This window comes from Bradyrhizobium arachidis (genome assembly GCF_024758505.1).
Taxonomy (GTDB): Bacteria; Pseudomonadota; Alphaproteobacteria; order Rhizobiales; family Xanthobacteraceae; genus Bradyrhizobium; species Bradyrhizobium manausense_C.
Genome location: NZ_CP077970.1, coordinates 594,547 through 616,061 on the forward strand (window position 1 = coordinate 594,547; position 21,515 = coordinate 616,061).

20 protein-coding genes and 1 pseudogene are annotated in these 21,515 nt (G+C 60.0%); 14 read left to right on the plus strand and 7 right to left on the minus strand.

Annotated features, from left to right (window positions below; all coding sequences use genetic code 11):
• Window positions 1–169 precede the first annotated feature (169 nt).
• Window positions 170–1,132 carry an ABC transporter substrate-binding protein gene (locus KUF59_RS02810; protein WP_258768169.1) on the plus strand — a complete coding sequence of 321 codons (963 nt, stop codon included), beginning with the start codon at window positions 170–172 and terminating at the stop codon, window positions 1,130–1,132.
• Window positions 1,133–1,221: 89 nt separating this feature from the next.
• On the opposite strand, the gene KUF59_RS02815 is transcribed toward KUF59_RS02810, so the two are convergent.
• A complete protein-coding gene (locus KUF59_RS02815) occupies window positions 1,222–1,857 on the minus strand; it encodes a tyrosine-type recombinase/integrase (RefSeq protein ID WP_258768170.1) in 636 nt (211 codons plus the stop codon).
• 175 nt (window positions 1,858–2,032) lie between these two features.
• The gene (locus tag KUF59_RS02820; protein ID WP_258768171.1) at window positions 2,033–3,010 is read right to left on the minus strand and encodes a VOC family protein; all 978 of its coding nucleotides are present in this window, start codon (window positions 3,008–3,010) and stop codon (window positions 2,033–2,035) included.
• 332 nt (window positions 3,011–3,342) lie between these two features.
• Between KUF59_RS02820 and KUF59_RS02825 the strand changes: the two genes are divergently transcribed.
• Window positions 3,343–3,831 (plus strand): hypothetical protein, encoded by a 489-nt coding sequence (locus tag KUF59_RS02825; RefSeq protein WP_258768172.1) that lies wholly within the window; start codon window positions 3,343–3,345, stop codon window positions 3,829–3,831.
• A 372-nt stretch (window positions 3,832–4,203) separates the two neighbouring features.
• Here KUF59_RS02825 and KUF59_RS02830 read toward each other — a convergent pair whose 3' ends face one another.
• Window positions 4,204–4,545: a cupin domain-containing protein gene (locus KUF59_RS02830; RefSeq protein WP_258768173.1), complete on the minus strand. Its 342-nt coding sequence runs from the start codon at window positions 4,543–4,545 to the stop codon at window positions 4,204–4,206.
• Window positions 4,546–4,921: 376 nt separating this feature from the next.
• Here KUF59_RS02830 and KUF59_RS02835 point away from each other — a divergent pair, with 376 nt between their 5' ends.
• From KUF59_RS02835 to KUF59_RS02860, 6 genes are all read left to right on the plus strand, one after another.
• Entirely contained in the window at window positions 4,922–5,740 is an 819-nt protein-coding gene (locus KUF59_RS02835) for a DUF2066 domain-containing protein (protein WP_258768174.1), read from the plus strand.
• Between the two features lie 208 nt (window positions 5,741–5,948).
• Window positions 5,949–6,179, plus strand: coding sequence for a (2Fe-2S)-binding protein (locus KUF59_RS02840; protein ID WP_258768175.1), 231 nt, complete (start codon window positions 5,949–5,951; stop codon window positions 6,177–6,179).
• Window positions 6,180–6,333: 154 nt separating this feature from the next.
• Window positions 6,334–7,365, plus strand: coding sequence for an IS110 family RNA-guided transposase (locus KUF59_RS02845; RefSeq protein WP_258768176.1), 1,032 nt, complete (start codon window positions 6,334–6,336; stop codon window positions 7,363–7,365).
• Between the two features lie 459 nt (window positions 7,366–7,824).
• Window positions 7,825–8,829, plus strand: coding sequence for an ABC transporter substrate-binding protein (locus tag KUF59_RS02850; RefSeq protein WP_258768177.1), 1,005 nt, complete (start codon window positions 7,825–7,827; stop codon window positions 8,827–8,829).
• A 198-nt stretch (window positions 8,830–9,027) separates the two neighbouring features.
• Window positions 9,028–10,017 carry an ABC transporter substrate-binding protein gene (locus tag KUF59_RS02855; RefSeq protein WP_258768178.1) on the plus strand — a complete coding sequence of 330 codons (990 nt, stop codon included), beginning with the start codon at window positions 9,028–9,030 and terminating at the stop codon, window positions 10,015–10,017.
• A 106-nt stretch (window positions 10,018–10,123) separates the two neighbouring features.
• Window positions 10,124–11,155 carry an IS110 family RNA-guided transposase gene (locus KUF59_RS02860; protein WP_258768179.1) on the plus strand — a complete coding sequence of 344 codons (1,032 nt, stop codon included), beginning with the start codon at window positions 10,124–10,126 and terminating at the stop codon, window positions 11,153–11,155.
• Between the two features lie 392 nt (window positions 11,156–11,547).
• On the opposite strand, the gene KUF59_RS02865 is transcribed toward KUF59_RS02860, so the two are convergent.
• Window positions 11,548–12,165, minus strand: a complete 618-nt coding sequence (locus KUF59_RS02865; RefSeq protein ID WP_258768180.1) for a cell envelope biogenesis protein TolA — start codon at window positions 12,163–12,165, stop codon at window positions 11,548–11,550.
• A 30-nt stretch (window positions 12,166–12,195) separates the two neighbouring features.
• The gene (gene ku, locus KUF59_RS02870; protein WP_258768182.1) at window positions 12,196–13,125 is read right to left on the minus strand and encodes a non-homologous end joining protein Ku; all 930 of its coding nucleotides are present in this window, start codon (window positions 13,123–13,125) and stop codon (window positions 12,196–12,198) included.
• A gap of 208 nt (window positions 13,126–13,333) precedes the next feature.
• Here ku and KUF59_RS44175 point away from each other — a divergent pair.
• The 4 genes and pseudogenes from KUF59_RS44175 (at window position 13,334) to KUF59_RS02890 (ending at window position 15,332) form a co-directional block, all read left to right on the plus strand.
• Window positions 13,334–13,737: pseudogene (locus tag KUF59_RS44175) on the plus strand (hypothetical protein).
• Window positions 13,738–13,764: 27 nt separating this feature from the next.
• Entirely contained in the window at window positions 13,765–14,214 is a 450-nt protein-coding gene (locus tag KUF59_RS02880; protein WP_258768183.1) for a hypothetical protein, read from the plus strand.
• A gap of 2 nt (window positions 14,215–14,216) precedes the next feature.
• The gene (locus KUF59_RS02885; protein ID WP_258768184.1) at window positions 14,217–14,939 is read left to right on the plus strand and encodes an SOS response-associated peptidase; all 723 of its coding nucleotides are present in this window, start codon (window positions 14,217–14,219) and stop codon (window positions 14,937–14,939) included.
• Between the two features lie 126 nt (window positions 14,940–15,065).
• Entirely contained in the window at window positions 15,066–15,332 is a 267-nt protein-coding gene (locus tag KUF59_RS02890; RefSeq protein WP_258768185.1) for a hypothetical protein, read from the plus strand.
• Between the two features lie 404 nt (window positions 15,333–15,736).
• Here KUF59_RS02890 and KUF59_RS02895 read toward each other — a convergent pair whose 3' ends face one another.
• On the minus strand, window positions 15,737–16,768 hold the full coding sequence (locus KUF59_RS02895; RefSeq protein ID WP_258768179.1) for an IS110 family RNA-guided transposase: 1,032 nt from the start codon (window positions 16,766–16,768) through the stop codon (window positions 15,737–15,739).
• Window positions 16,769–17,154: 386 nt separating this feature from the next.
• Here KUF59_RS02895 and KUF59_RS02900 point away from each other — a divergent pair, with 386 nt between their 5' ends.
• Entirely contained in the window at window positions 17,155–17,955 is an 801-nt protein-coding gene (locus tag KUF59_RS02900; RefSeq protein WP_258768186.1) for a GNAT family N-acetyltransferase, read from the plus strand.
• 343 nt (window positions 17,956–18,298) lie between these two features.
• On the plus strand, window positions 18,299–20,071 hold the full coding sequence (locus KUF59_RS02905) for an adenylate/guanylate cyclase domain-containing protein (protein ID WP_258768187.1): 1,773 nt from the start codon (window positions 18,299–18,301) through the stop codon (window positions 20,069–20,071).
• Window positions 20,072–20,614: 543 nt separating this feature from the next.
• Here the strand turns inward: KUF59_RS02905 and KUF59_RS02910 are convergent.
• Entirely contained in the window at window positions 20,615–21,103 is a 489-nt protein-coding gene (locus tag KUF59_RS02910; protein ID WP_258768188.1) for a peptidoglycan-binding domain-containing protein, read from the minus strand.
• Window positions 21,104–21,515: the final 412 nt, after the last annotated feature.

Here is a 21,515-nt window from a genome sequence, read left to right on the forward strand (position 1 = left end):
TTGACCCCAAGCAGTCATGGTGCTGGGCCGAAATCTCGCAGAGCAGCAGTCTCCTGCTGTACTGAGGTGTGGTAAGGCGCGACCGATACTTAACAGGCTCCAACGCCTCTGTTAGGTTTGGTTTTCCGTGGCTCGGGGCTAAATATGAAGCGGCGGGATTTCATTCGGCTTGTTGGAACGGCAGCGGCTTGGCCGCTTGCAGCGCGCGCAGCAGACCGTGCCAAGCCCGAATATTGCGAAGATTGGTGTGCTTTGGCATGCGGGCAGCGCGGACGAAGAGAAAGTATATCTCGATGTGCTGACTAAGGCATTCGGCGATCTTGGTTACATCGAGGGCAAGAACGTTGCGTTCCTGCATCGCTTTCCCGCCGAACAGGCGGACCGATTTCGCGCCCTCGCGCGGGATCTGGTCGACAACAAGGTCGATGTCATCATCGCCACGACCCAAATAGGTGCGATGGAGGTCAAGCAAGCCACGAGCTCAATCCCAACAGTTTTTGTCATCGTGCCAGACCCAGTCGGTGCCGGTCTCGTTGAGAGTCTGGCACACCCGGGCGGCAACATGACCGGGCTCTCGATCATGTTTGGCGGCGTTCCCGGCAAACGTCTGGGCCTCTTGATGGAAGCGGTCCCAAACCTCAGCCGTGTCGCATTGCTCATTGACCCGAACGATCCGACTTCTACAAGCGCCATCACACCTTATTCGAATGCGGCGAAGGCTCTGGGCCTTGTGCTGCGTCCAGTCGAGGTGAAGACGCCCGACGCGATCGAGCAGGCATTTTCCGCACTTGCTCAGGACGGTTTCGACGCCGCGTTCGTAACCGGATCGATGCTGTTCAACGAACGCGCGCGTGTCGGTGCGTCGGCATTGGCGAGCAGGATGCCGACGATGTCAGTCACCGCCGAAATGGTGCCATACGGAATGTTGATGTCGTATGGGCAAAATGTTTCCGATTACCTTCGAAAAGCGGCTGGTTACGTCGATAAGATTCTGAAGGGCGCGAAGCCCGCCGAACTGCCCGTCGAACAGCCCACGCGCCTCAAGCTAGTGGTCAATCTCAAAGCAGCGAAAGTACTCGGCCTTACCGTTCCAACTTCGTTGATAATCGCAGCGGACGAGGTGATCGAATAGTCGCCATTTGCTGCGATGCATGAGTCCGGAAGTGGCCCCGAGCGGCCAGTTTCAAGGAGGGCGGAGCACGTCCGCTCCGCTCCTGTAGTTCAGACATCAACTTGTTCTGCAATTGCGAGCACATCGTCGACCTCGATGCCGAGGTATCGAACGGTACTCTCGATTTTCGTGTGACCCAACAAGAGCTGCACGGCGCGCAAATTGCCCGTTCGCCGATAGATCAGGGTCGCCTTTGTGCGGCGTAACGAATGTGTCCCGAACAGGTGCGGATCCAAGCCGACGCTGGCAAGCCAATCTGAGAGTAGCCGCGCGTACTGCCGGGTGGTCAGGCTAAACTGGGGCCCGCGTCGGCCGGTGAATAGATACTCTCCCAGCCGCTTGCCAGAGACCTTCAGATAGTCGTCGACGGCTTGGCGTGTTGCCTCAGTCAGTTCGAATTTGACCGGCCGGCCGGTTTTCTTCTGCCGAACTCTCGCGCGGTCGGCTGTATAGCCGCTTGGCGCGATGTCATCGACCTTCAGCACCACGACATCGCAGCCACGAAGCTTACTGTCGATGGCTAGGTTGAATAGAGCTAGGTCACGGAGCCGGCCTTCGACCTGGAGCTTTGTCCGGATGGACCAGACGTGCTTGGGGCGGAGTGGCGGCTTTGCGCCGACGACCTTTCCTTTATTCCACGGAACGTTCTTTGAGGCGTTTTCGGCGGTGCTCAAAACTTCGGTCATGGTGACCTCCTCAGTTAATGAGGCCGGCCATTCTCAAACTGATACCCTCGTGAAATGACGTCGGCTTTCAGACCATTGAAGACGTGCTTGGGTCCAATTCGACCGATTGGGCGACGCATTTTGACCCGACTGAGACATCGAGGTCCGGGCAATGCTTTCAGCGCCGAACACGGCGTTAGCGGGTCTTGCCGCGCATCGCATCCCACCACGGACAGGTGCCAGCCATGCGTTCGTAGTTGCCTTCCATCACCTGAACAGGGGCGCGGCGCGTCTCAGCACGTGGGGTGGGCGCGCCGATGTCCTCGAACAGGCCCTTGTGGCCCCAGAAGCTGCCAAGGTTGGTCATCTCCACGGGCGGCTTTACGTCGTCGACCTCCCTGCCACCCCAGCCGCATTCCACGTAGATATCCGACGGGGTGCGCATGTAATACGACGTCATGAGGTCGTTGGGATGGCGGCCGAGTGTGGCAACGATTTGCTCCGGGGTGCTCTGCAGCAGATCGTAGCCTTGGCCGACATCGTCGAGCTGATAGTACTCGACGAGCAGGTGATGCATGCTGCGCACCGGCGCGGCCACGAGAGCCACGCTGTGGTGGCGTGCGTTGACATGCATGAAGTAGGCCTTCAGCGGGGCAACCATGAAGTCGCTGATGCGAAACCCCAGCAGGTCCTTGTAGAAGGCCAGGGCGGCATCGACGTCGGGGAATGTTAGAAGGGTGTGGCCCATGCCTTGTGGGCCCGTACGGAAGCCGGAGACGTCGCGGCCAGGCTTAAAGACAGTGTCAGCTATCTGGGCGCCGTGGAAGGCTTCCAAACGATTGCCGGCGGGGTCAGCGAAGGAGATCAGGTCCGTCACACAGCGCTGATCGGCCAGCGCTGCGGGTTCGTGCTTCACGGCGACGCCGGCGGCTTCAAGGCGGGCAGCGAGCGAGTCGAGAACCGCGGCATTGGCGACTTCCCAGCCGAAGACCTGAGCGCCCGGCTCAATGGCCCGGTCGATGAACAGGCGCTGTTTGCGGTCGTCCATACGGAAGGCACGCATCGAGCTGGCGCGGTCCACGGCCTGCATGCCAACGTTTGATGTGGCGAACACGGCCCAATCATCGAGGTTCGACGCGCCGACGCCGAGATAACCGAAGGCCTGGATTTCCATGGTCTATCCTCCCCGGTTGTTTTCTCGACAAGGCTAAGAGGCCGCGAGCGCCATTGCAATCGGTGTATTGGGGCGTTCTCGTCAACCGACAGCAAAATACCGGCGTGGTCGCGACAGCCGGAATCACAAATTCACGCTGCCAAGTCGGCTGATGGCCGATCGCTTCAGTTGACGCAGCGCAGCGGTATGTCTGAAGTTGGGGGAGATCGGACGTGGCTGGCCAACTGCAAGAATGTCGAGATTGACCCAGAACGGACTTTCGATCTGGCAGCGGGCGCGCCCTATTCTACCTCTCCATTCGCGAGTAGAGTGCACAGCTATAGGAGGGCACGATGAAAACTGGCTTTCTTTGCGCCCTTATGCTTGCTCTTGCGACGGGCGCCGGCTTCGCACAGCAGCCCGCGCAGTGCCGAAACTTTGAGGCGACAATTGCGCTTCAGATGACTAAGGAAGGTTGGTCAAGCCAGATTGACCTTTGCACCGTCGGGACGGTTGTGAGCAACGAGCCCGCTCTCAGCGGCGCAACGTGGCTTTTCACGGCGCACGGAATGGCCGAAACGGCAGGACTGCCTTCGTTGCCCAAAACACTGCAATCTTACGCGGGAACGGTGTTAGTCACGGCAAAAGGGGCAACATTCACAACCACCACTGCGGGCATGTACGACACCGAGTCGCAGGCCTTCAGCCAACTGGATAAGATCGTCAAGGGAACCGATCGATTCAGCAACTCCGCTGGCAGGCTCATTTTTCTCACCGGCATCGGTCGGCAAGGCGGTGGATTTGATACGCATGCTCGCGGCGAGTTGTGCGTGAACGAGTAACCAGCGGGTCCGGTAACTGAGGTGGAGCTGGACCACACAGGACGAGAACCGCGCGGCGTTGAGAAGCCACTCGGTCCTGAAGCCAAGCCTTCAATATCGGCTGTTGGACCGAGGCTGACCTCTCTCCGGAGTATTCGCAGATCCGCCGAGAGCGTCTAAGCGGACGTCGACCGCTGCCCGACTTCTTCCATAACATCTCATATCCGAATGACGTCAGATGTTGGGGAGAAAGCGGACGTGTTGTCGAACCGGTTTCGCGTTCCGTTAGTGACCCAAAGCGGTCCTCGTCCACGGCGGTGCATCACTGTGCGCGGATGCGGACCAATAGACTGGTCGATCTCCGTACTCGGCTGATCCGATTGCGATAAGCGCTCACTCGAAATGGACGGCGAGCCAGACCGTTGGCTGTTGCGGCTCCGTCCACTCGACGTGATGGCGTTTCCTTGCAGGGATGAAGACGTAATCCCCCACGCCCAGCGATCGCGCGGCAGGCTCATGTTCGAACCGCAATGTGGCGCGCCCTTTCAGCACGATCACCCACTCGTTCCACGCCTGATCATACCAGAAGCCCGGCGGACTAGTTTGCCCCTGCGATATAATGCGCTCGATCTTCAATCCAGGCCGCGCGAGGATTTCGCTGAGCGCTTCTTCCCCTATGTTGGCGGCCGAAACATCCGCCACATCCGCGAATAGATTGCCTGCCTGGATTGTCATCGATATTCCCACGCCTTTCCAGAGCCGAATTACCTACAAACTCACGTAGCGCCCCTTTCAGGTCCGTTCAATGGGTCATAGCGGACTGGATTTGCTCACGTTGAGTTCTTCGCATTTTGACCCAGAGCGGTCCTCATGCAGCTCTTTCTAGAGTGCAGTCCAAATTGAGCGCCTCGCACCCTTGTCAAAAGGCCAACAAACGCAACTTTTGGGCGCCGTCCGGCTCCGCTAGTATCGGCTTAGTGTATATCGGACGCGCCTGAGCCCTGATGAGGACGCGGCCGGGCTTATCCTGTCGGAACTGGCGTCTCGTTGACTCCGACAGTCGGGAGGGATGATCGTGCTTACTCGGCATCTGACAGAGCGATGTCCAAGTGTGGTCGCTGTCATCATCAAGATGTGGCTAATTTCTGCTTTGGCCAGCTGGCCCAGCACGTTTGCAGCCGCGGCAGAGAGCCTCTATCGCGCGCAGACGAGCGTGACTGGACAGGGCGAAGCCAATCGCATCATCGGCTTCGCCGCCTGTCTCGAGGATGTTCTCATCAAGGTATCCGGGGCGCTCACGCTCGAGGGCGATCCTCGATTAAACGCGTACAAATCGCGCTCGGCTGATTTCGTGAGCGCCTATAGCTACCACGACCAGATGTCCGGTACGCCGAAGCGCGACGAGCAGGGCACCCGCGATCGGCCGTACGATTTGATCGTCGATTTCGATGATAAGAAAATCAACGACGTTCTTGACTCGCTCGGCGTCAAGCCCTGGCTTTCGCGTCGCCCGATCCTTGGCGTTTTTGTCGAGATGGAGCAGGGCTCAAGACAATACATCGCCACATCAGATGCAAAGCAGTCCGACCTGCAACGTGACTCACTCCTCGCCGCAGCCTCAAAGAGAGGCATGATGATCGTGCTGCCTGATGTCGCAGCATTAGCGAAAGCGAACATCGCTGCCGCAGAGCTTCTGGCGACACCATCCTCGACATTGGCGTCGGTGGCGGCCGAACGGGGTGGCGAAGTCGCCCTGGTCGGACGGCTAAAGTGGGAGGATTCCGAGCTCGGATGGGCGACGGAGTGGCGGATGGACTGGAATGGCCGAATGCGCCGATGGCAGCTTCGTGGTGTCAAGTTTGACGAAGCCTTCCGCCGCGGCATCGGTGGCGTAGCACAAATCCTCTCGGGCAACGGCGATCCGGGATAGGCGGTCGCGGCGATCTGCGGAATGTGCGGCGCGTCAGCCCGGCCTAGCCGAGCCGAACTGCCACGTCGGCTGTCAGGGGAGGACCGGACGCAATACCGCTTTGCCTCGAGCGCCGGTTATGACCTTTAGCGCGCGTCACCGTTGTCGTGATGAATGTCTGCTGTTTGCATGTTAAAGCAGACGTAGGAATTGAGCGAGCGGACCTCCTATGATCGTTTGTTCCTGCAACGTCCTAAGCGACACCGAGGTGCGAACTGTCGCCAACACTGCGACGCGTCGAACCACCAGCTATGTCTTTAGCTGCCTTGGCACCAGAGCTCGGTGCGGTCGCTGCGCCCGCACCATCCGAGAAATCATGGACGAGGTATTTGACGGAGCGAAAGTCGGTCGTGCGGATGGCGGCGCCGTACTTGCTGCGCCGACGGACAAGCAGCCCTAGGCTTCATGGTGCCGCCATCCAGGTGATCGAATAGCGATGCTATTTGCTGCGGTGCATGAGTCCGGTTGTGATGCTGTGGACGGCTCCTCCACCGGCACGAGAGTGCCAAGGAGTGGGTGCCTTTTGAAGCTCCCACGATTCGGAGGAGCAGCCAATGCAATCAATTTCGACGATCGGTCTGGACATCGCGAAGTCGGTCTTCCAAGTGCACGGCGTTGATACAGCCGGCCAGGTGGTGATACGCCGCCAGTTGAGGCGACGGCACGTCCTGGCTTTTTTCCAGAAGCTGCCGCCATGCCTGGTGGGGATCGAGGCTTGCGCATCATCGCACCATTGGTCCCGCGAGCTGCGGGCGTTAGGGCATACGGTGCGATTGATGCCTCCGGCCTATGTGAAGCCCTACGTCAAGCGGCAGAAGAACGACAGTACCGACGCGGAGGCAATTTGCGAGGCAGTCACGAGACCCAACATGCGGTTCGTGCCGACCAAGACGGTCGAGCAACAGAGCTGTTTGATGCTTCACCGGGCGCGCCATCTGTTCATCCGCCAGCAGACTGCCGTCATCAATTCAATCCGCGCCTATCTTGCCGAGTTCGGGATCATCGCCCCTGTCGGACGCAGGGGTGTCGAGCAACTGCTGGAAGTCGTCGCCGATGGAGCCGACCGCCGGCTCCCGGAGGTGGCCCGTGCGTGTCTTGCGGCTCTCGGCAGCCAATTGCGGGCGCTGAAGGCCCAAATCCTTGAGTTCGACCGACGCATCATCGCCTGGCATCGATCAAGCACGACGAGCAAACGGCTGGACGCGATCCCTGGCGTCGGGCCAGCGCTGGCGACGGCGCTGGTCGCGAGCGTTGCCGATGCCAAAGCCTTCCGGTCGGGTCGGGACTTCTCGGCCTGGGTTGGGCTCGTGCCGAAGCAGAACTCGAGCGGGGGCAAGGACAAGCTTGGCAGTATCAGCAAGCAAGGCGATCGCTATTTGCGCAGCCTGTTTACGGCGGGCGCGCTCGCCGTGATCCGCTATGCCAAGATCCATGGCACCGATCATCGGCCCTGGCTCACTCGATTGTTGGCCCGGCGCCCCACCAAGGTCGCTGCCATCGCACTCGCCAACAAACTCGCCCGGATGGCCTGGGCGATGATGGCCAGAAACGAACGTTACAATGAACCCGCCGCTCTCGCGGCGTGACGAGACGACATTACACCGGGACATCCGGTGTGACGTAACGGTTGGGAGGGCGAACAGCACGTAATGCAGCGCCGGTCGATCCGGCGATCAGGACAACCCACATGGGCCACAGCATCATCGAATGCGAGGTTTTGACCGGAACCTGATCCGCGGAGGGCATTATGGCCAGCGGTCATGAGTACCGCACAAACAGGCCGAACACATGGCTGCTCCGACCACGCTGCAAAGTGAAGATTCTTCTTGCCAACCCGGAGCCGTCCACACATGGCCCATCAGAGAAGTGACGACACCCCTCGTTGACGTCCGCTTATTGGAGCAGAGCGGACCGGATTTGCTCAGTCTGAGTTCTTCGCTTGTTGACCCATTTCGGACATCAGCGGCCCCAAATATAAAGCCGCAACATATTCCAAGGATGTAGGTTGGGCGGTTACAGTGCCCCAAAGATGATGGGGGACGGGCATGCAGCGGCGTGAGTTCATCGGGCTGTTAGGCGCGACTGCGCTGAGTTTACCGCGACCGGGCTACGCCCAGACCAACGCCGGCTTGCCTCTGGTTGCGGTTTTGATGCCGTTCAAGCAGGACGACGACTATAGGATTGCCGCGCTCCGCAAAGGCTTACAGGAAACTGGTTTCATCGAAGGGAAGCACTATTCGCTGGCCGTGCGGTATGGCGAAGGAGATTATAGTCGCATGCCCCAGCTAGCGATGGAATTGGCCGCGCTCAATCCGCGCGTCTTCGTCACTTTAGGTTTTGGGGTTGGACCTAACCGAGTTTCTCCAGAGATACCGTTGGTTTTTTCCGGCGTTGCCGTGGACCCCGTCGCGTTAGGTTGGGTGCAGAGCTATGTACATCCCGGTGGGATGATCACCGGAAACGTGATGAACGCAGTCGGTGGCGAGGAGACCTTAACTCAAAAGCGTATTGGACTTTTCAAGCAGCTTGTCCCCGGCCTAGCACGAGTCGGCATGATAGCGCCCGTTCCGGGTCAAATTGGGCCCGGGACGTTGGTGATGAAGGAGAAGGAAGCGCTGCAAAAAGTGGCCGCCCAGTTGCACTATGACTTCGTCTTCTGCGGTTTCAACACCCTTGACGATCTGGAAAGCGCCTTTGCGGCTGGCCTTCGAGATGACGTGAGCGCATTCTACATCTCGGGAGAGCCACTGCTTTCCGCCAATATATCGCGCGTCATACCTTTGGTTGCAAGGTCGGGAAAGCCGACCGTCGGACCATATCCGATATGGGGACGTAGTGGCCTTCTGATGTCTTATTCAACTGATCCCGTAGACGGTTTTCGCCGCGCAGGGACATACGTCGCGAGGATTTTGAAGGGCGAGAAGCCCGGCGATCTCCCCGTCGAGCAGGCGAGCAAGTTCACTTTCGTGATCAATCTCAAGACCGCGAATACGCTCGGCATCACCGTGCCCCCCGCCTTGCTGGCGCTCGCCGACGAGGTGATCGAATAGCGCCCTACTTCCGTTCATGGCCCGAAGACGAAGATCGCGACAACGCCCGGCACGTCGGCAGTCTAAGCCAGACCGGACTTGGTGGCGACCCGGCCAAAACGACGCGAATGACACGCAAGAGACATCAGCGAGCGTGCGGTGCACCTATCGGATGGTAGTCTGAGCCGATAGGATATTGGCTCCGAGCCGGGGGCGGACATGAAGCGACGAGACTTCATTGCGGCTATCGGCGGCGCGGTAGCTGTATGGCCGTTCGCAATGCGCGCGCAACAGCCGGCTATGCCAGTGATCGGCTACCTCGGTATTGGCACGTCCGACACGGAGGTGTCTCTGGCCGCGTTCCGTCAGGGGCTGAGAGAAGCCGGTTACGCCGAGGGCCAGAGCGTGACGATCCATTATCGCTGGGCGGAGGGTAACCCCGAGCGGTTCCCCGCGCTCGCGGCCGAACTGGTTATGCTCAAGGTCCATGTCATCTTGACCGCTGGAGGCACACTCGCCGCCATAGCCGCCAAGCGGGCGACGGCGACTATCCCCATCGTCTTCACTGCTGTTGGTGATCCGGTAGAAGAGGGTCTCGTCGCGAACTTGGCGCGGCCTGGCGGCAACGTCACAGGGTTTTCTGTCACCCTTCCCGACCTTATCGGCAAGTTCCTGGAGTTGATCAAGGAGGCCGTGCCGGGGGCCAGTCGGGTTGCCCTTCTCTTGAAACCAGACGCCATGCCCGCTCTTGCCAGAGAGGTCAGACTGAAGGAGGCCGATGCCTCGGCGCGGGCGCTCGGGGTGAAGCTTCAAGTTTTTGAGGCGCGGCGGCGGGATGACTTCGACGAGGTCTTCTCGGATATGTCTATGGCGGGCGCGGATGCACTGGTCGTGTGGCCAACACCCGTGTTCCAACTTGAGCGACGACGCCTCGTTGACCTTGCGGCAGAGCATCGACTGCCAGCGGTCTTCCCCTTCAGGAACTATGTCGAGGCTGGCGGCCTCATGTCCTACGGACCGAACCCGTCCGACCTGACTCGGCGCGCCGCGATTTACGTAGGCAAGATTCTCAAGGGAACGAAACCGTCCGACCTGCCGGTCGAGCAGCCGACCAAATTCGAGCTAGTGATCAATCTCAAGACTGCCAAGGCGCTTGGGATCGCTGTCCCAGCCTCACTACTCGCCCGCGCGGACGAGGTGATCGATTGACGCGGACCGACTTCCGGTTCTGATGCTGTGGACGGCTCCTCCACCGGCACGAGAGTGCCAAGGAGTGGGTGCCTTTTGAAGCTCCCACGATTCGGAGGAGCAGCCAATGCAATCAATTTCGACGATCGGTCTGGATATCGCGAAGTCAGTCTTCCAAGTGCACGGCGTTGATGCAGCCGGCCAGGTGGTCCTACGCCGTCAGTTGAGGCGCCGGCACATCCTGGCATTTTTCCAGAAGCTGCCGCCCTGCCTGGTGGGCATCGAGGCTTGCGCGTCATCGCACCATTGGTCCCGCGAACTGCAGGCGTTGGGGCATACGGTGCGATTGATGCCTCCGGCCTATGTGAAGCCCTACGTCAAGCGGCAGAAGAACGACAGCACCGATGCGGAGGCAATTTGCGAGGCGGTCACGAGACCCAACATGCGGTTCGTGCCGACCAAGACGGTCGAGCAACAGAGCTGTTTGATGCTTCACCGAGCCCGCCATCTCTTCATCCGTCAGCAGACTGCCGTGATCAACTCAATCCGCGCCTATCTCGCCGAGTTCGGGATTGTCGCCCCTGTCGGGCGCAGGGGTGTCGAGCAACTGCTGGAAGTCGTCGCCGATACAGCCGATGACCGGCTGCCCGAGGTCGCCCGTGCGTGTCTTGCTGCTCTCGGCAGTCAATTGCGGGCACTGAAGGCCCAGATCCTGGCGTTCGACCGCCGCATCATCGCCTGGCATCGATCCAGCGCGACGAGCAAACGGCTGGACGCGATCCCCGGCGTCGGGCCGGCGTTGGCAACAGCTTTGGTCGCCAGTATTGCGGATCCCAAGGCTTTCCGATCGGGACGGGACTTCTCGGCCTGGGTGGGGCTCGTGCCGAAGCAGAACTCGAGTGGGGGTAAGGACAAGCTTGGCAGTATCAGCAAACAAGGGGATCGCTATTTGCGCAGCCTGTTCACGGCTGGCGCGCTCGCCGTGATCCGCTATGCCAAGATCCATGGCACCGATCATCGGCCCTGGCTCACTCGATTGTTGGCCCGGCGCCCCACCAAGGTCGCTGCCATCGCACTCGCCAACAAACTCGCCCGGATGGCCTGGGCGATGATGGCCAGAAACGAACGTTACAATGAACCCGCCGCTCTCGCGGCGTGACGAGACGACATTACACCGGGACATCCGGTGTGACGTAACGGTTGGGAGGGCGAACAGCACGTAATGCAGCGCCGGTCGATCCGGCGATCAGGACAACCCACATGGGCCACAGCATCATCGAATGCGAGGTTTTGACCGGAACCTGATCCGCGGAGGGCATTATGGCCAGCGGTCATGTGAGCCGCACAAACAGGCCGAACACATGGCCGCTCCGACCAACGCGCCGCAAAGTGAAGATTCTTCTTGCCAACCCGGAGCCGTCCACACATGGCCCGTAGCGGACACCCTATCCGCATGTTCGAAAGCCTGCTGTTCGGACTAAAGCGGGCGCCGGTCATTAGCCGACTTCTTCCAAAGCATCTCATATCCGAACGGCATAAACCTGCCGGCTCTCACCCTCGCACTTTTTGCAATGCCGCCTCCAGCCTAACCCTTTCCTTTTCCCACCGGGCTTGTTGGGTTTGCGACTTCCTTTCGAGAACATCGATCTGCGCTTTTATTTCAGCAGCTTTCGTTTGATACTTCTGACGGGCTGCATCCAAGGCGTTCTGGGCTTTAGAAATGGCGCGCTGCCGACGCTCTCGCTCCCTCTGCTGCACGGCAGCTTCCTTAACACGCTCCTGTGCGCGGCGCTGTTCTTCCTTCTCGAACGCAAGTGTGGCCCTTCGCTCGGCTTTCGGATCCCTGGGTCTCTTTGAATGCTTCGGTGGCTTGTGGTTCTTCGACTTGGGCTGCGCCTTTGTCGCATCGCCATCGTCCGCAAGATTTGTGGGCAACTCGGCTTGCTCTTTGTAGGGACCGGTAGACCCAACGGGGCGCTTGAGGACGACGCCCGGCGCAGCCATGGCCGCCTCTATCACGTCGGGATCCTCGCTTTCCTTCGCGAAGCCTTGGTGAAAGAGATTGCTGTCGGCGCCCCAGGCTTGCAGGGCCGCCTTCATAGAAGGCGCCGCTATTACAAGGTCAAAGAAGCCTAGCGAGGTTTGGTAGGTTTTCAGCTTCCTAGCCATCTGGGTGGTCTAGCGCCCTCGCTTCCCGGATCAGGCAGACTTGCGCTGCGGCCTGGCAGCGGGTTTTTTCGTCGCCGCCTCCTTCGCCTGCTTCTTACCCGAGATCGGCATCAGCATTTCCTTTTGTCCGGCCGCCGCTTTGCGGGGCTTCTTGGCGGACTTCTTCGGAGCCTTGGCCTCTGCTGCCGTGCCGCCGACGCTTCGACGAAGGGCCTCCATTAGGTCGACAACGTTCTCGCCGCGCGGCCGCTCCTTCGGCGTAATTGGCTTACCCGCGCGCTTCTGATTGATGAGGTCGATCAGGGCGGTTTCGTATTGGTCCTCAAACTTGTCGGGTTCGAAACGGCCGGCCTTCTGATTTACAATGTGCCTGGCGAGATCGAGCATATCCTTGGTGACTTTGACATCCTGGATCTCGTCAAAATACTCATCCTCGTTGCGCACTTCGTAGGGGTAGCGCAGCAACGTGCCTACGAGGCCCTTCTCTAGCGGCTCGAGCGCGATGATGTGCTCGCGATTGGTCAGAACCACGCGCCCGATCGCCACCTTGTTCATCTCCTTGATGGTCTCGCGAATGACCGCAAAGGCATCGTGTCCGACCTTGCCGTCGGGACGCAGATAGTAGGGCCGGATCAGATAGCGCGGATCGATATCGGATTTTTGGACGAACTCGTCGATCTCGATCGTCCGGGTGGATTCCAGCGCGATCTCTTCGAGCTCCTCCTTCGTCACCTCAATGAACTGGCCCTTTTCGAGTTCATAGCCTTTTACGATGTCCTCGTTGGCCACCTCGTCGCCAGTGTCCGCGTCGACCTTGAGGTATTTGATGCGGTGACCCGTCTGCCGATTGAGCTGGTTGAACGAAATCTTCTCGCTCTCGGAGGTGGCCGGAAACAACGCCACGGGGCAGGTCACGAGAGACAAACGCAGAAAACCTTTCCAATTGGCTCGGGGGGCCATGAACGCGATACTCCGATGAGCTGTTATGGACTCAAGACGAACAAGGCAGGCTGGTTCCGACACGATCGGCCCCGAATTTCTGCCCTTCCTGGCGTCGTCCACAAAATCTGTGCGGACCGAGCTCCCCGCGTGAGCGGCAGAAGAAAACTTGTCTCGGCCGCATTTCCCCGGACTCGACATTCGTTCTTCTTATGTTCTAAATTGCGCCATGAGCGATCGACCCGCGAGCTGGCGCATGCCGACCCCCAAGCAAATGGAAAAACTGGCCTTTTCGGCCGACGGGCAGGCCCGGAGGCAAGTTCTTCGGAACCGATCGACGAGTTGACGCCGGAATATTGGGAGGCCGTCCTGAGCGATCCGCGCCTTCGCGCAGAGGCGCCCGGACCGGCGATCCAGACGCGGCGGCTATCCGAGATCCAACAGCACGTGCTGCGGGTCACTTGTCGCCGATGTGACCGTATCGTCGAAATGCAAAAGGCAGATGCGGTCCGCATGTATGGCCCAAAGGCCCTCTGGAAGGATGTCGGGCAGCGGCTTCTGGACAACACGTGTCAGCAGCGAACCGGGCGTCATGAGGAGGACGGCTGCTGGCCTGTTTTCGACTGCCCTTAATCTTGCGCTGCCGAAGGACCGCACCGGATGGCGCCGAAGCATCATCCAACGCCGCTTTCTGGAGGCGATCGGAAAGCTCTGAAGACGGAGCTGGGCAAGGCGCGCGCGATGACGACCATTCTCGCCGCGCAATCTGCTGAGGCCCGCGCGAAGGGCGATGCGCTGATAAGGCAGGCGGACAGGCTGCTGTGCGAAAGCTGGAACGAGCGAATGTGGGCGGATGGCGAGCCAATCGACCCTTCGCCGACAATCGATCAGGCGATCAACGGCGGCTATCCCTGGCTCGAGATTCGGTGCTCGCGTTGCAAGACGGCGCGGGATGTCGACTTGGCGACGCTTCCGCATGTCGCTACGACCTTCATCCACGACCTCGCTGGCAGGCTCCGATGCAGCAAATGTGCTAAGGCCGGTCGTCGCCCGGCCGCTACCCTCCTCCAGCTCGCGCAGCGGCCACGCCATGCCGCTCCGGAGACGTGATCGTGTGCAATCTCTACTCCATGACCAAGAACGTCGACGCCATTCGCCGACTGTTCGATGCTCTCAACAACCGCGTCGGTAACCTGCCTTCGCTGCCCGGTATCTTTCCGGACTATCCGGCCCCGATCGTTCGCAACGCAGCCGACGGCCGTGAGATCACGATGGCCCGCTGGGGCATGCCCTCGTCTCGGCAGGCGTTATTGAACGCCACCAAGAAGCGGGCGCAAAAACTCGAAGCCAAGGGCACGTCAGTCGACTTCAAGGATTTGCTCCGGATGGAGCCTGACTCGGGGACGACCAACATTCGGAACGTCGGCAGCGCCCACTGGAAGCGATGGTTAGATCCAGAGCATCGCTGCCTGGTGCCGTTCACCTCATTCAGTGAGTACGACACCATCGATGGCAAGAAGGTGCCGGTGTGGTTTGCACCCGACGACAGCAGGCCCCTCATCGCTTTTGCAGGCCTTTGGAGCAACTGGACGAGCGTCCGCAAGGCAAAGGAAGGCGAGGTCACCATCGACGTCTTCGGTTTCCTGACCTGCGAACCGAATGCCGAGGTCAAGCGCGTTCATCCGACGGCGATGCCTGTCATCCTCACGACGAGCGAAGAGTACGATGTCTGGATGCGCGCCTCGTGGGATGAGGCCAAGGCGTTGCAGCGGCGGCTCCCAGACGGGACACTCAAGATCGTCGCGAGCGGAGAAAAGGAAGATCCCGCTACCTGACTTTTGCACAGAGGATTGGAACAGGTGGACAAGCGTGAGCTCTCGTCATTTCGAATCCCTGGTCTGTGCTAACCGCCGGGAACGAGGAGGGGCGCTAAGGATTCCTTCCCGGCGGGAGCCATCTTGATGCTGATGACGAGGGAAAGACGGCCAGGATTCCGGACATTGCGGGGCTGGGCGATTGCCGTCTTGAACGACGCCGGCGCCATTCGGGAGTGTGAGGAGCACGGCTGGATGCAGGATCGCGCCGACCCGCATGCCCGCGATCGCGCCTTCGAGATCGCCCGCCGCAATCCGCCGCATGGCATCTCGTCTGAAGCTGCGGCCGCGGCCATCGTTGAGGTGCTCGACGGCATTGGGGACACCTGCCCGGAATGTCCCTCGCGCGATTAAAACCGACGAGAACCGCAATTCTGTAGTCTAGTCAGCTCGCCCACTGGCGATTTCTTCCATAACTTTCAATTTGCGAATTCCGCTTTCGGGCGCGGAGCGAACAATCAGCAGATTGGCAGGGGCGCCTTTGGGGCCATGTGTGGACGGCTCCGGGTTGGCAAGAAGAATCTTCACTTTGCGGCGCGTTGGTCGGAGCGGCCATGTGTTCGGCCTGTTTGTGCGGCTCACATGACCGCTGGCCATAATGCCCTCCGCGGATCAGGTTCCGGTCAAAACCTCGCATTCGATGATGCTGTGGCCCATGTGGGTTGTCCTGATCGCCGGATCGACCGGCGCTGCATTACGTGCTGTTCGCCCTCCCAACCGTTACGTCACACCGGATGTCCCGGTGTAATGTCGTCTCGTCACGCCGCGAGAGCGGCGGGTTCATTGTAACGTTCGTTTCTGGCCATCATCGCCCAGGCCATCCGGGCGAGTTTGTTGGCGAGTGCGATGGCAGCGACCTTGGTGGGGCGCCGGGCCAACAATCGAGTGAGCCAGGGCCGATGATCGGTGCCATGGATCTTGGCATAGCGGATCACGGCGAGCGCGCCAGCCGTGAACAGGCTGCGCAAATAGCGATCCCCTTGTTTGCTGATACTGCCAAGCTTGTCCTTACCCCCACTCGAGTTCTGCTTCGGCACGAGCCCCACCCAGGCCGAGAAGTCCCGTCCCGATCGGAAAGCCTTGGGATCCGCAATACTGGCGACCAAAGCTGTTGCCAACGCCGGCCCGACGCCGGGGATCGCGTCCAGCCGTTTGCTCGTCGCGCTGGATCGATGCCAGGCGATGATGCGGCGGTCGAACGCCAGGATCTGGGCCTTCAGTGCCCGCAATTGACTGCCGAGAGCAGCAAGACACGCACGGGCGACCTCGGGCAGCCGGTCATCGGCTGTATCGGCGACGACTTCCAGCAGTTGCTCGACACCCCTGCGCCCGACAGGGGCGACAATCCCGAACTCGGCGAGATAGGCGCGGATTGAGTTGATCACGGCAGTCTGCTGACGGATGAAGAGATGGCGGGCTCGGTGAAGCATCAAACAGCTCTGTTGCTCGACCGTCTTGGTCGGCACGAACCGCATGTTGGGTCTCGTGACCGCCTCGCAAATTGCCTCCGCATCGGTGCTGTCGTTCTTCTGCCGCTTGACGTAGGGCTTCACATAGGCCGGAGGCATCAATCGCACCGTATGCCCCAACGCCTGCAGTTCGCGGGACCAATGGTGCGATGACGCGCAAGCCTCGATGCCCACCAGGCAGGGCGGCAGCTTCTGGAAAAATGCCAGGATGTGCCGGCGCCTCAACTGACGGCGTAGGACCACCTGGCCGGCTGCATCAACGCCGTGCACTTGGAAGACTGACTTCGCGATATCCAGACCGATCGTCGAAATTGATTGCATTGGCTGCTCCTCCGAATCGTGGGAGCTTCAAAAGGCACCCACTCCTTGGCACTCTCGTGCCGGTGGAGGAGCCGTCCACAGCATCACAACCGGACTCATGCAACGCAGCAACGAGTCCCCGAGCGGCTTGCGATGAGAGAACGGCCGTAGCTGGACCATGTCAGGAGGTATATTATGCGAAGGAATGGCGCTGTTGAGCCATCCCTGCGACCGGCATCGATGAGAGGGGTGCTGTGGAACAATCATCCCCGAGCATATCGATACGACCTCTCGACGTAAGCGACCTGCCGGAAGCCGGCGCAATCTTGCGTCGTGCATTCGCGGCCCAGTTTGGGATGGCGCCAGATACGTTTTGGACGGATCGGGACTTCGTTACCGGACGTTGGATGACAGATCCCTCGCTGGCTTTTGGCGCATGGATGGGAGATCGGTTGATCGGATCGAGCCTGGGAACTAGCTGGGGAAGCTTGGGAATATTCGGCCCGATCTCCACACACCCCGACACCTGGAATCACGGGACCGCCAGACTTCTCATCCCGCCGGTGCTCGAACGGTTGAATGCATTGGGAGCTCGGCATCTAGCCTTCTTCACGTTTGCCGAGAGTACAAAACACATTGCCTTGTATCAGAGGTTTGGCTTCTGGCCGCGGTTTCTCACCGCGATCATGACCCGCTTGGTCGAAGCCAATGAGATAATGCCAGAAACGACTCGCTATTCGACCGTTGCCGGCGCAGGTCAAGCACATTGGCTTGACGCATGCCGAGCTTTAACGACTGAGGTGCGCGACGGATTGGATCTCTCAGCGGAAATACGCACTGCTCACGCGCAGGGACACGGCGACAGCGTCTTTCTTACGGATGGATCACGAATGGAGGCGGTGGCTTTGTGCGAGTATGGACCGAAGAGCCCCGCAGGGGCCGGTTCATGTTTGATCAGGTTCGGAGCGGTTCGCCCCAGCTCGGAGAGTGAAACGCGCTTCAGTCAATTGGTCACTGCCTGCGGAGCACTGGCAGTAGACGAAGGGCTTAAGCAGGTGGTGGCATGTGTAAATGCCAGCCGGCCCAAAACATATCGACATCTCCTGTCAATGGGCTTCCGTGCCCAACGCAATGGCGTAACTATGCATCGCCCGAATGAGGACGCATACCATCAAACAGCCTCGTACATCCTTGATGATATGCGATAGTCCGCGCTATGGCGTCCGACAAAGCGACTTTTGATCTGTCGCAGCACTGGCACTAGTTGCTCTGCTGAGAGACGTGCCCGTCTCGAGGTCACAAGCGGTGGTCGAGGACGACGCGAGGGAAGTCAGGTGTACCCGTGACAGCGCACCTGAGGTGGCCTGTTTGAGCTTCGTTCGCCTTGGAGCTGAGCGATAACGCGGCTTTGGGAAGCATCATCCCGAAGCGCGCCCTTAACTCGGCTGGATCCGCCCCTGTCTGGCTAAAGAGCGAGGGCGTGGGATCCATACTTGCTTTTACTCTCGCGTCCACATCGGCTAGACTTTCGTTCGCAGTACGGGGATGACTATGGACATCCCTCAGATCATGAGACGTTTGGCTGCGATTCTGGCAACGGATGTTGCCGGCTATAGTCGCCTCATGGCGGCGGACGAGGAAGCGACCCTGCGGACCCTGGACGCGTACTGTCGCACGATATCCGACCTTGTTTCTGAACACGTGGGGCGCATTTTCGGATCCGCCGGAGACAGCGTGATTGCAGAGTTCAGCAGCCCGGTGCAGGCCGTGCGCGCCGCAGTCGCCATCCAGCGCGCGCTTGCTCGCCACAACGCCGATCTCCCGAGCGACCGGAAGATGGAACTTCGAATTGGCATCAATCTCGACGACGTGATGGTGGACAACGACAACCTGTTCGGCGACGGAGTAAACGTTGCTGCGCGGTTGCAGGGCGTTGCTGACCCCGGCGGAATTTGCATCTCCGGTGTGGTCCGCGATCAGATCGAAGGCAAGCTGAACTTTCCCCTTACGCCAATCGGACAACGATCGTTAAAGAACATCAGTCGTCCGGTTTCGGTCTACTCAGTGGACTGGCGGCTCCAGCATCCGGCGGCCACGGGCGTTTTAGCCGGCGAGCTCGCGCTGCCAGACAAGCCATCGATTGCGGTGCTGCCGTTCTCCAACATGAGCAGCGATTCCGAGCAGGAGTACTTCGCGGAAGGCATTACAGAAGATATCATTACCGCTCTGTCACACCACCGATGGTTCTTTGTCATCGCGCGAAATTCGAGCTTCGCCTACAAGGGGCGGACCGTCGACGTAAAGCAGACCGCTCGCGAGCTTGGCGTGCGATATGTTCTCGAAGGGAGCGTAAGACGGGCCGGTCAGCGGGTGCGGATCTCAAGCCAGCTGATCGAAGCGGAAACCGGAAACCACCTCTGGGCCGAGCGGTTCGACCGCGACCTGGCCGACATTTTTGCCATCCAGGACGAGATCACACAGAGCGTGGTCGGCGCGATCGAACCCGAGATGCTTCTCATGGAAGGGAAGCGGGCCTGTCGCAAGAGCATCGGCAATTTGGACGCGTTCGACTGCTGCATGCGCGCGATGTGGCATTTCTCGCAACTCGCTCCCGAGCACCACGAGCAAGCCATAGCCCTGCTGCGACAGGCGATAAAGGTTGACCCGAACCTCGCCCAGGCACACATGATGCTCGCACGGACACTGGTCGGCCGGATCATGTACGGTTGGAGCAGCGATCTCACAAACGACGCATCTGAGGCTCATACGGCTGCGGCGCGCTCGGTTGCGATCGATGACCGCGATCCCTACTGCCACTACGCGTTGTGCTGGACGAGTTTGGTGATGCGAATGCATGCGCAGGCGCTTTCGGAGGCGCAGCGCTCGATCGACCTCAACCCGAATTTCGCGCTCGGGTTCTTCGTCCTTGGCGTAGTTCGGATCCATATCGGACACTTCAGAGAAGCTCTTGACGCTTTGCGACGTTTCCTTCGTCTGAACCCGAATGATCCTCAAGCCCGTGCCTTTCTCAGCTACGTAGCGCTGGCACATTACCATCAAGAGAACTACGAGGAGGCAGCACATTTTTGCGAGTTGGCGGTCAGTGCGCGCCGCCCTTACATTGGTCTCCGAACTCTCGTGGCAAGCCTGGGTCAACTTGGACGCGTTGAGGAAGCGCGCCATTTGCTAAACGAGTTAATCTCCCGACAGCCGATAGATCCCCAGCAGCTGTTCGACATTACAACCCCCTACCTTGACGAGAAGTATCGGGAGCACCTCGCAGACGGCTTGCTTCGCGCAGGCGTGACCAACTTGCGGCAATAGGCATTGGTGGAATGGCTGGTCGAACCCCGCAACAGCTCTCTGCCACGCGAAGCAGTGGCTCTGAACCGTTTGCTCTGCCAAGGGGACTCCATCGGTAGGCCGAAGTCGCCTAAGGGTCACAAGGTGCCCTATTCGACGTGTCCGGCCTTGGAACAAAGCGGATCTGGTGCAAACGTGCTTAAGCCGCCTGTGCACTCCCACGTTCGCCGGCAGTCGGCCAATGGCCGGCTTCTTCCATAACTATGAATACGCGAACGACGCTGCGCTGAGTCTCCGCGATCACGCGATCGGGGGCTCGGTCGCTGACTGAGTTATCCTATAGAAACGCACCTGCGAATGATGCCCCGTACGCGGGCGGAAGCAGACGTGTTAGCAACCTTCAAAGCTCGCCTTTTGACCCATCTCCGACATCGCCCCTCCGGCCGCCAGCCATTCGCATGCCCTGATACATGAGCCCGCCCTCGGCGAGCTAATCGTCACAGCCGTCCTACAAAGTGCTGGGCCGCCATAGGCGTGTTTCCCACTATCTTGAGCCTGGACGAGTCATCTGCGGAATAGTCCGGCCACGCCCCCCACTACGTTGTGCACCGCGCCGCCGATTGCGCCGATCGGACCGCCGACACCACGCGAATAGGGAGCACGGCTCCCAGCGCGACGACGGTCTTGATGGTCAGATTTGGCAGCCTCCGTCGCGGCGTCCATTAGTACCTTGTGCTCGGCGGCGTTGAGGAAGCCAGTCGTAGGGTAGCCGTGCTCCTCCTGCCAGCGCGCGATGACAGCGCGAGTCGATTCGTCGAACTTCCCATTGACCTTGGTGTCGAACCCGAGCCTGGTTAGCCCATGTTGCACTTCACGACGCTTTGCCTTGGTGAGGCCGATCTGATCCTCGGTCTCCTGAGTCGCTTCGTCGGTAGCGATCGCCGCATCGGCGGGTGCCAACGTTTCGCGGGGCGTGCTGCTCAGACCAGCCTTGGCAACGTGCGCGCTGTCGACGATCGCTAGGATGGACAATACTAGGATCAAGGCGCGCATGGCCTTTCCTCGCCCTCAAGTCTGCCGATGAAAATAAAGCTACATCGCGCCGCCCTGAACTATCAACATCCGGCGGCGCCACTCCGCTTCGTCGTGGGGTAACTGTTGCCCGTGGCACACGGTTCCCTAGCCTCGCGCCGAATGTTACGCCGCATTGCACGCGGGGCATGGGATCGGAGCACCGCCTTGGGCGTTTGGCGAAAGATCGTCTGGAGACAAAAGGGCTTCTGCGGGCGACGGATTCTGCAGTCGGCCTCGACCGACTGCCTTGAGCGCTTGTCCTTTTCACCGACAAGGTGATCGAACAAGGATGCTGCTTGCTACGGTGCATGAGTCTGCCCTGGCTCCAAGGCGAAGTCGGCCGGTGGCTCGCTGAAGTCGGCTGTCACGAGTCAAGCGGACTCATTTGCCA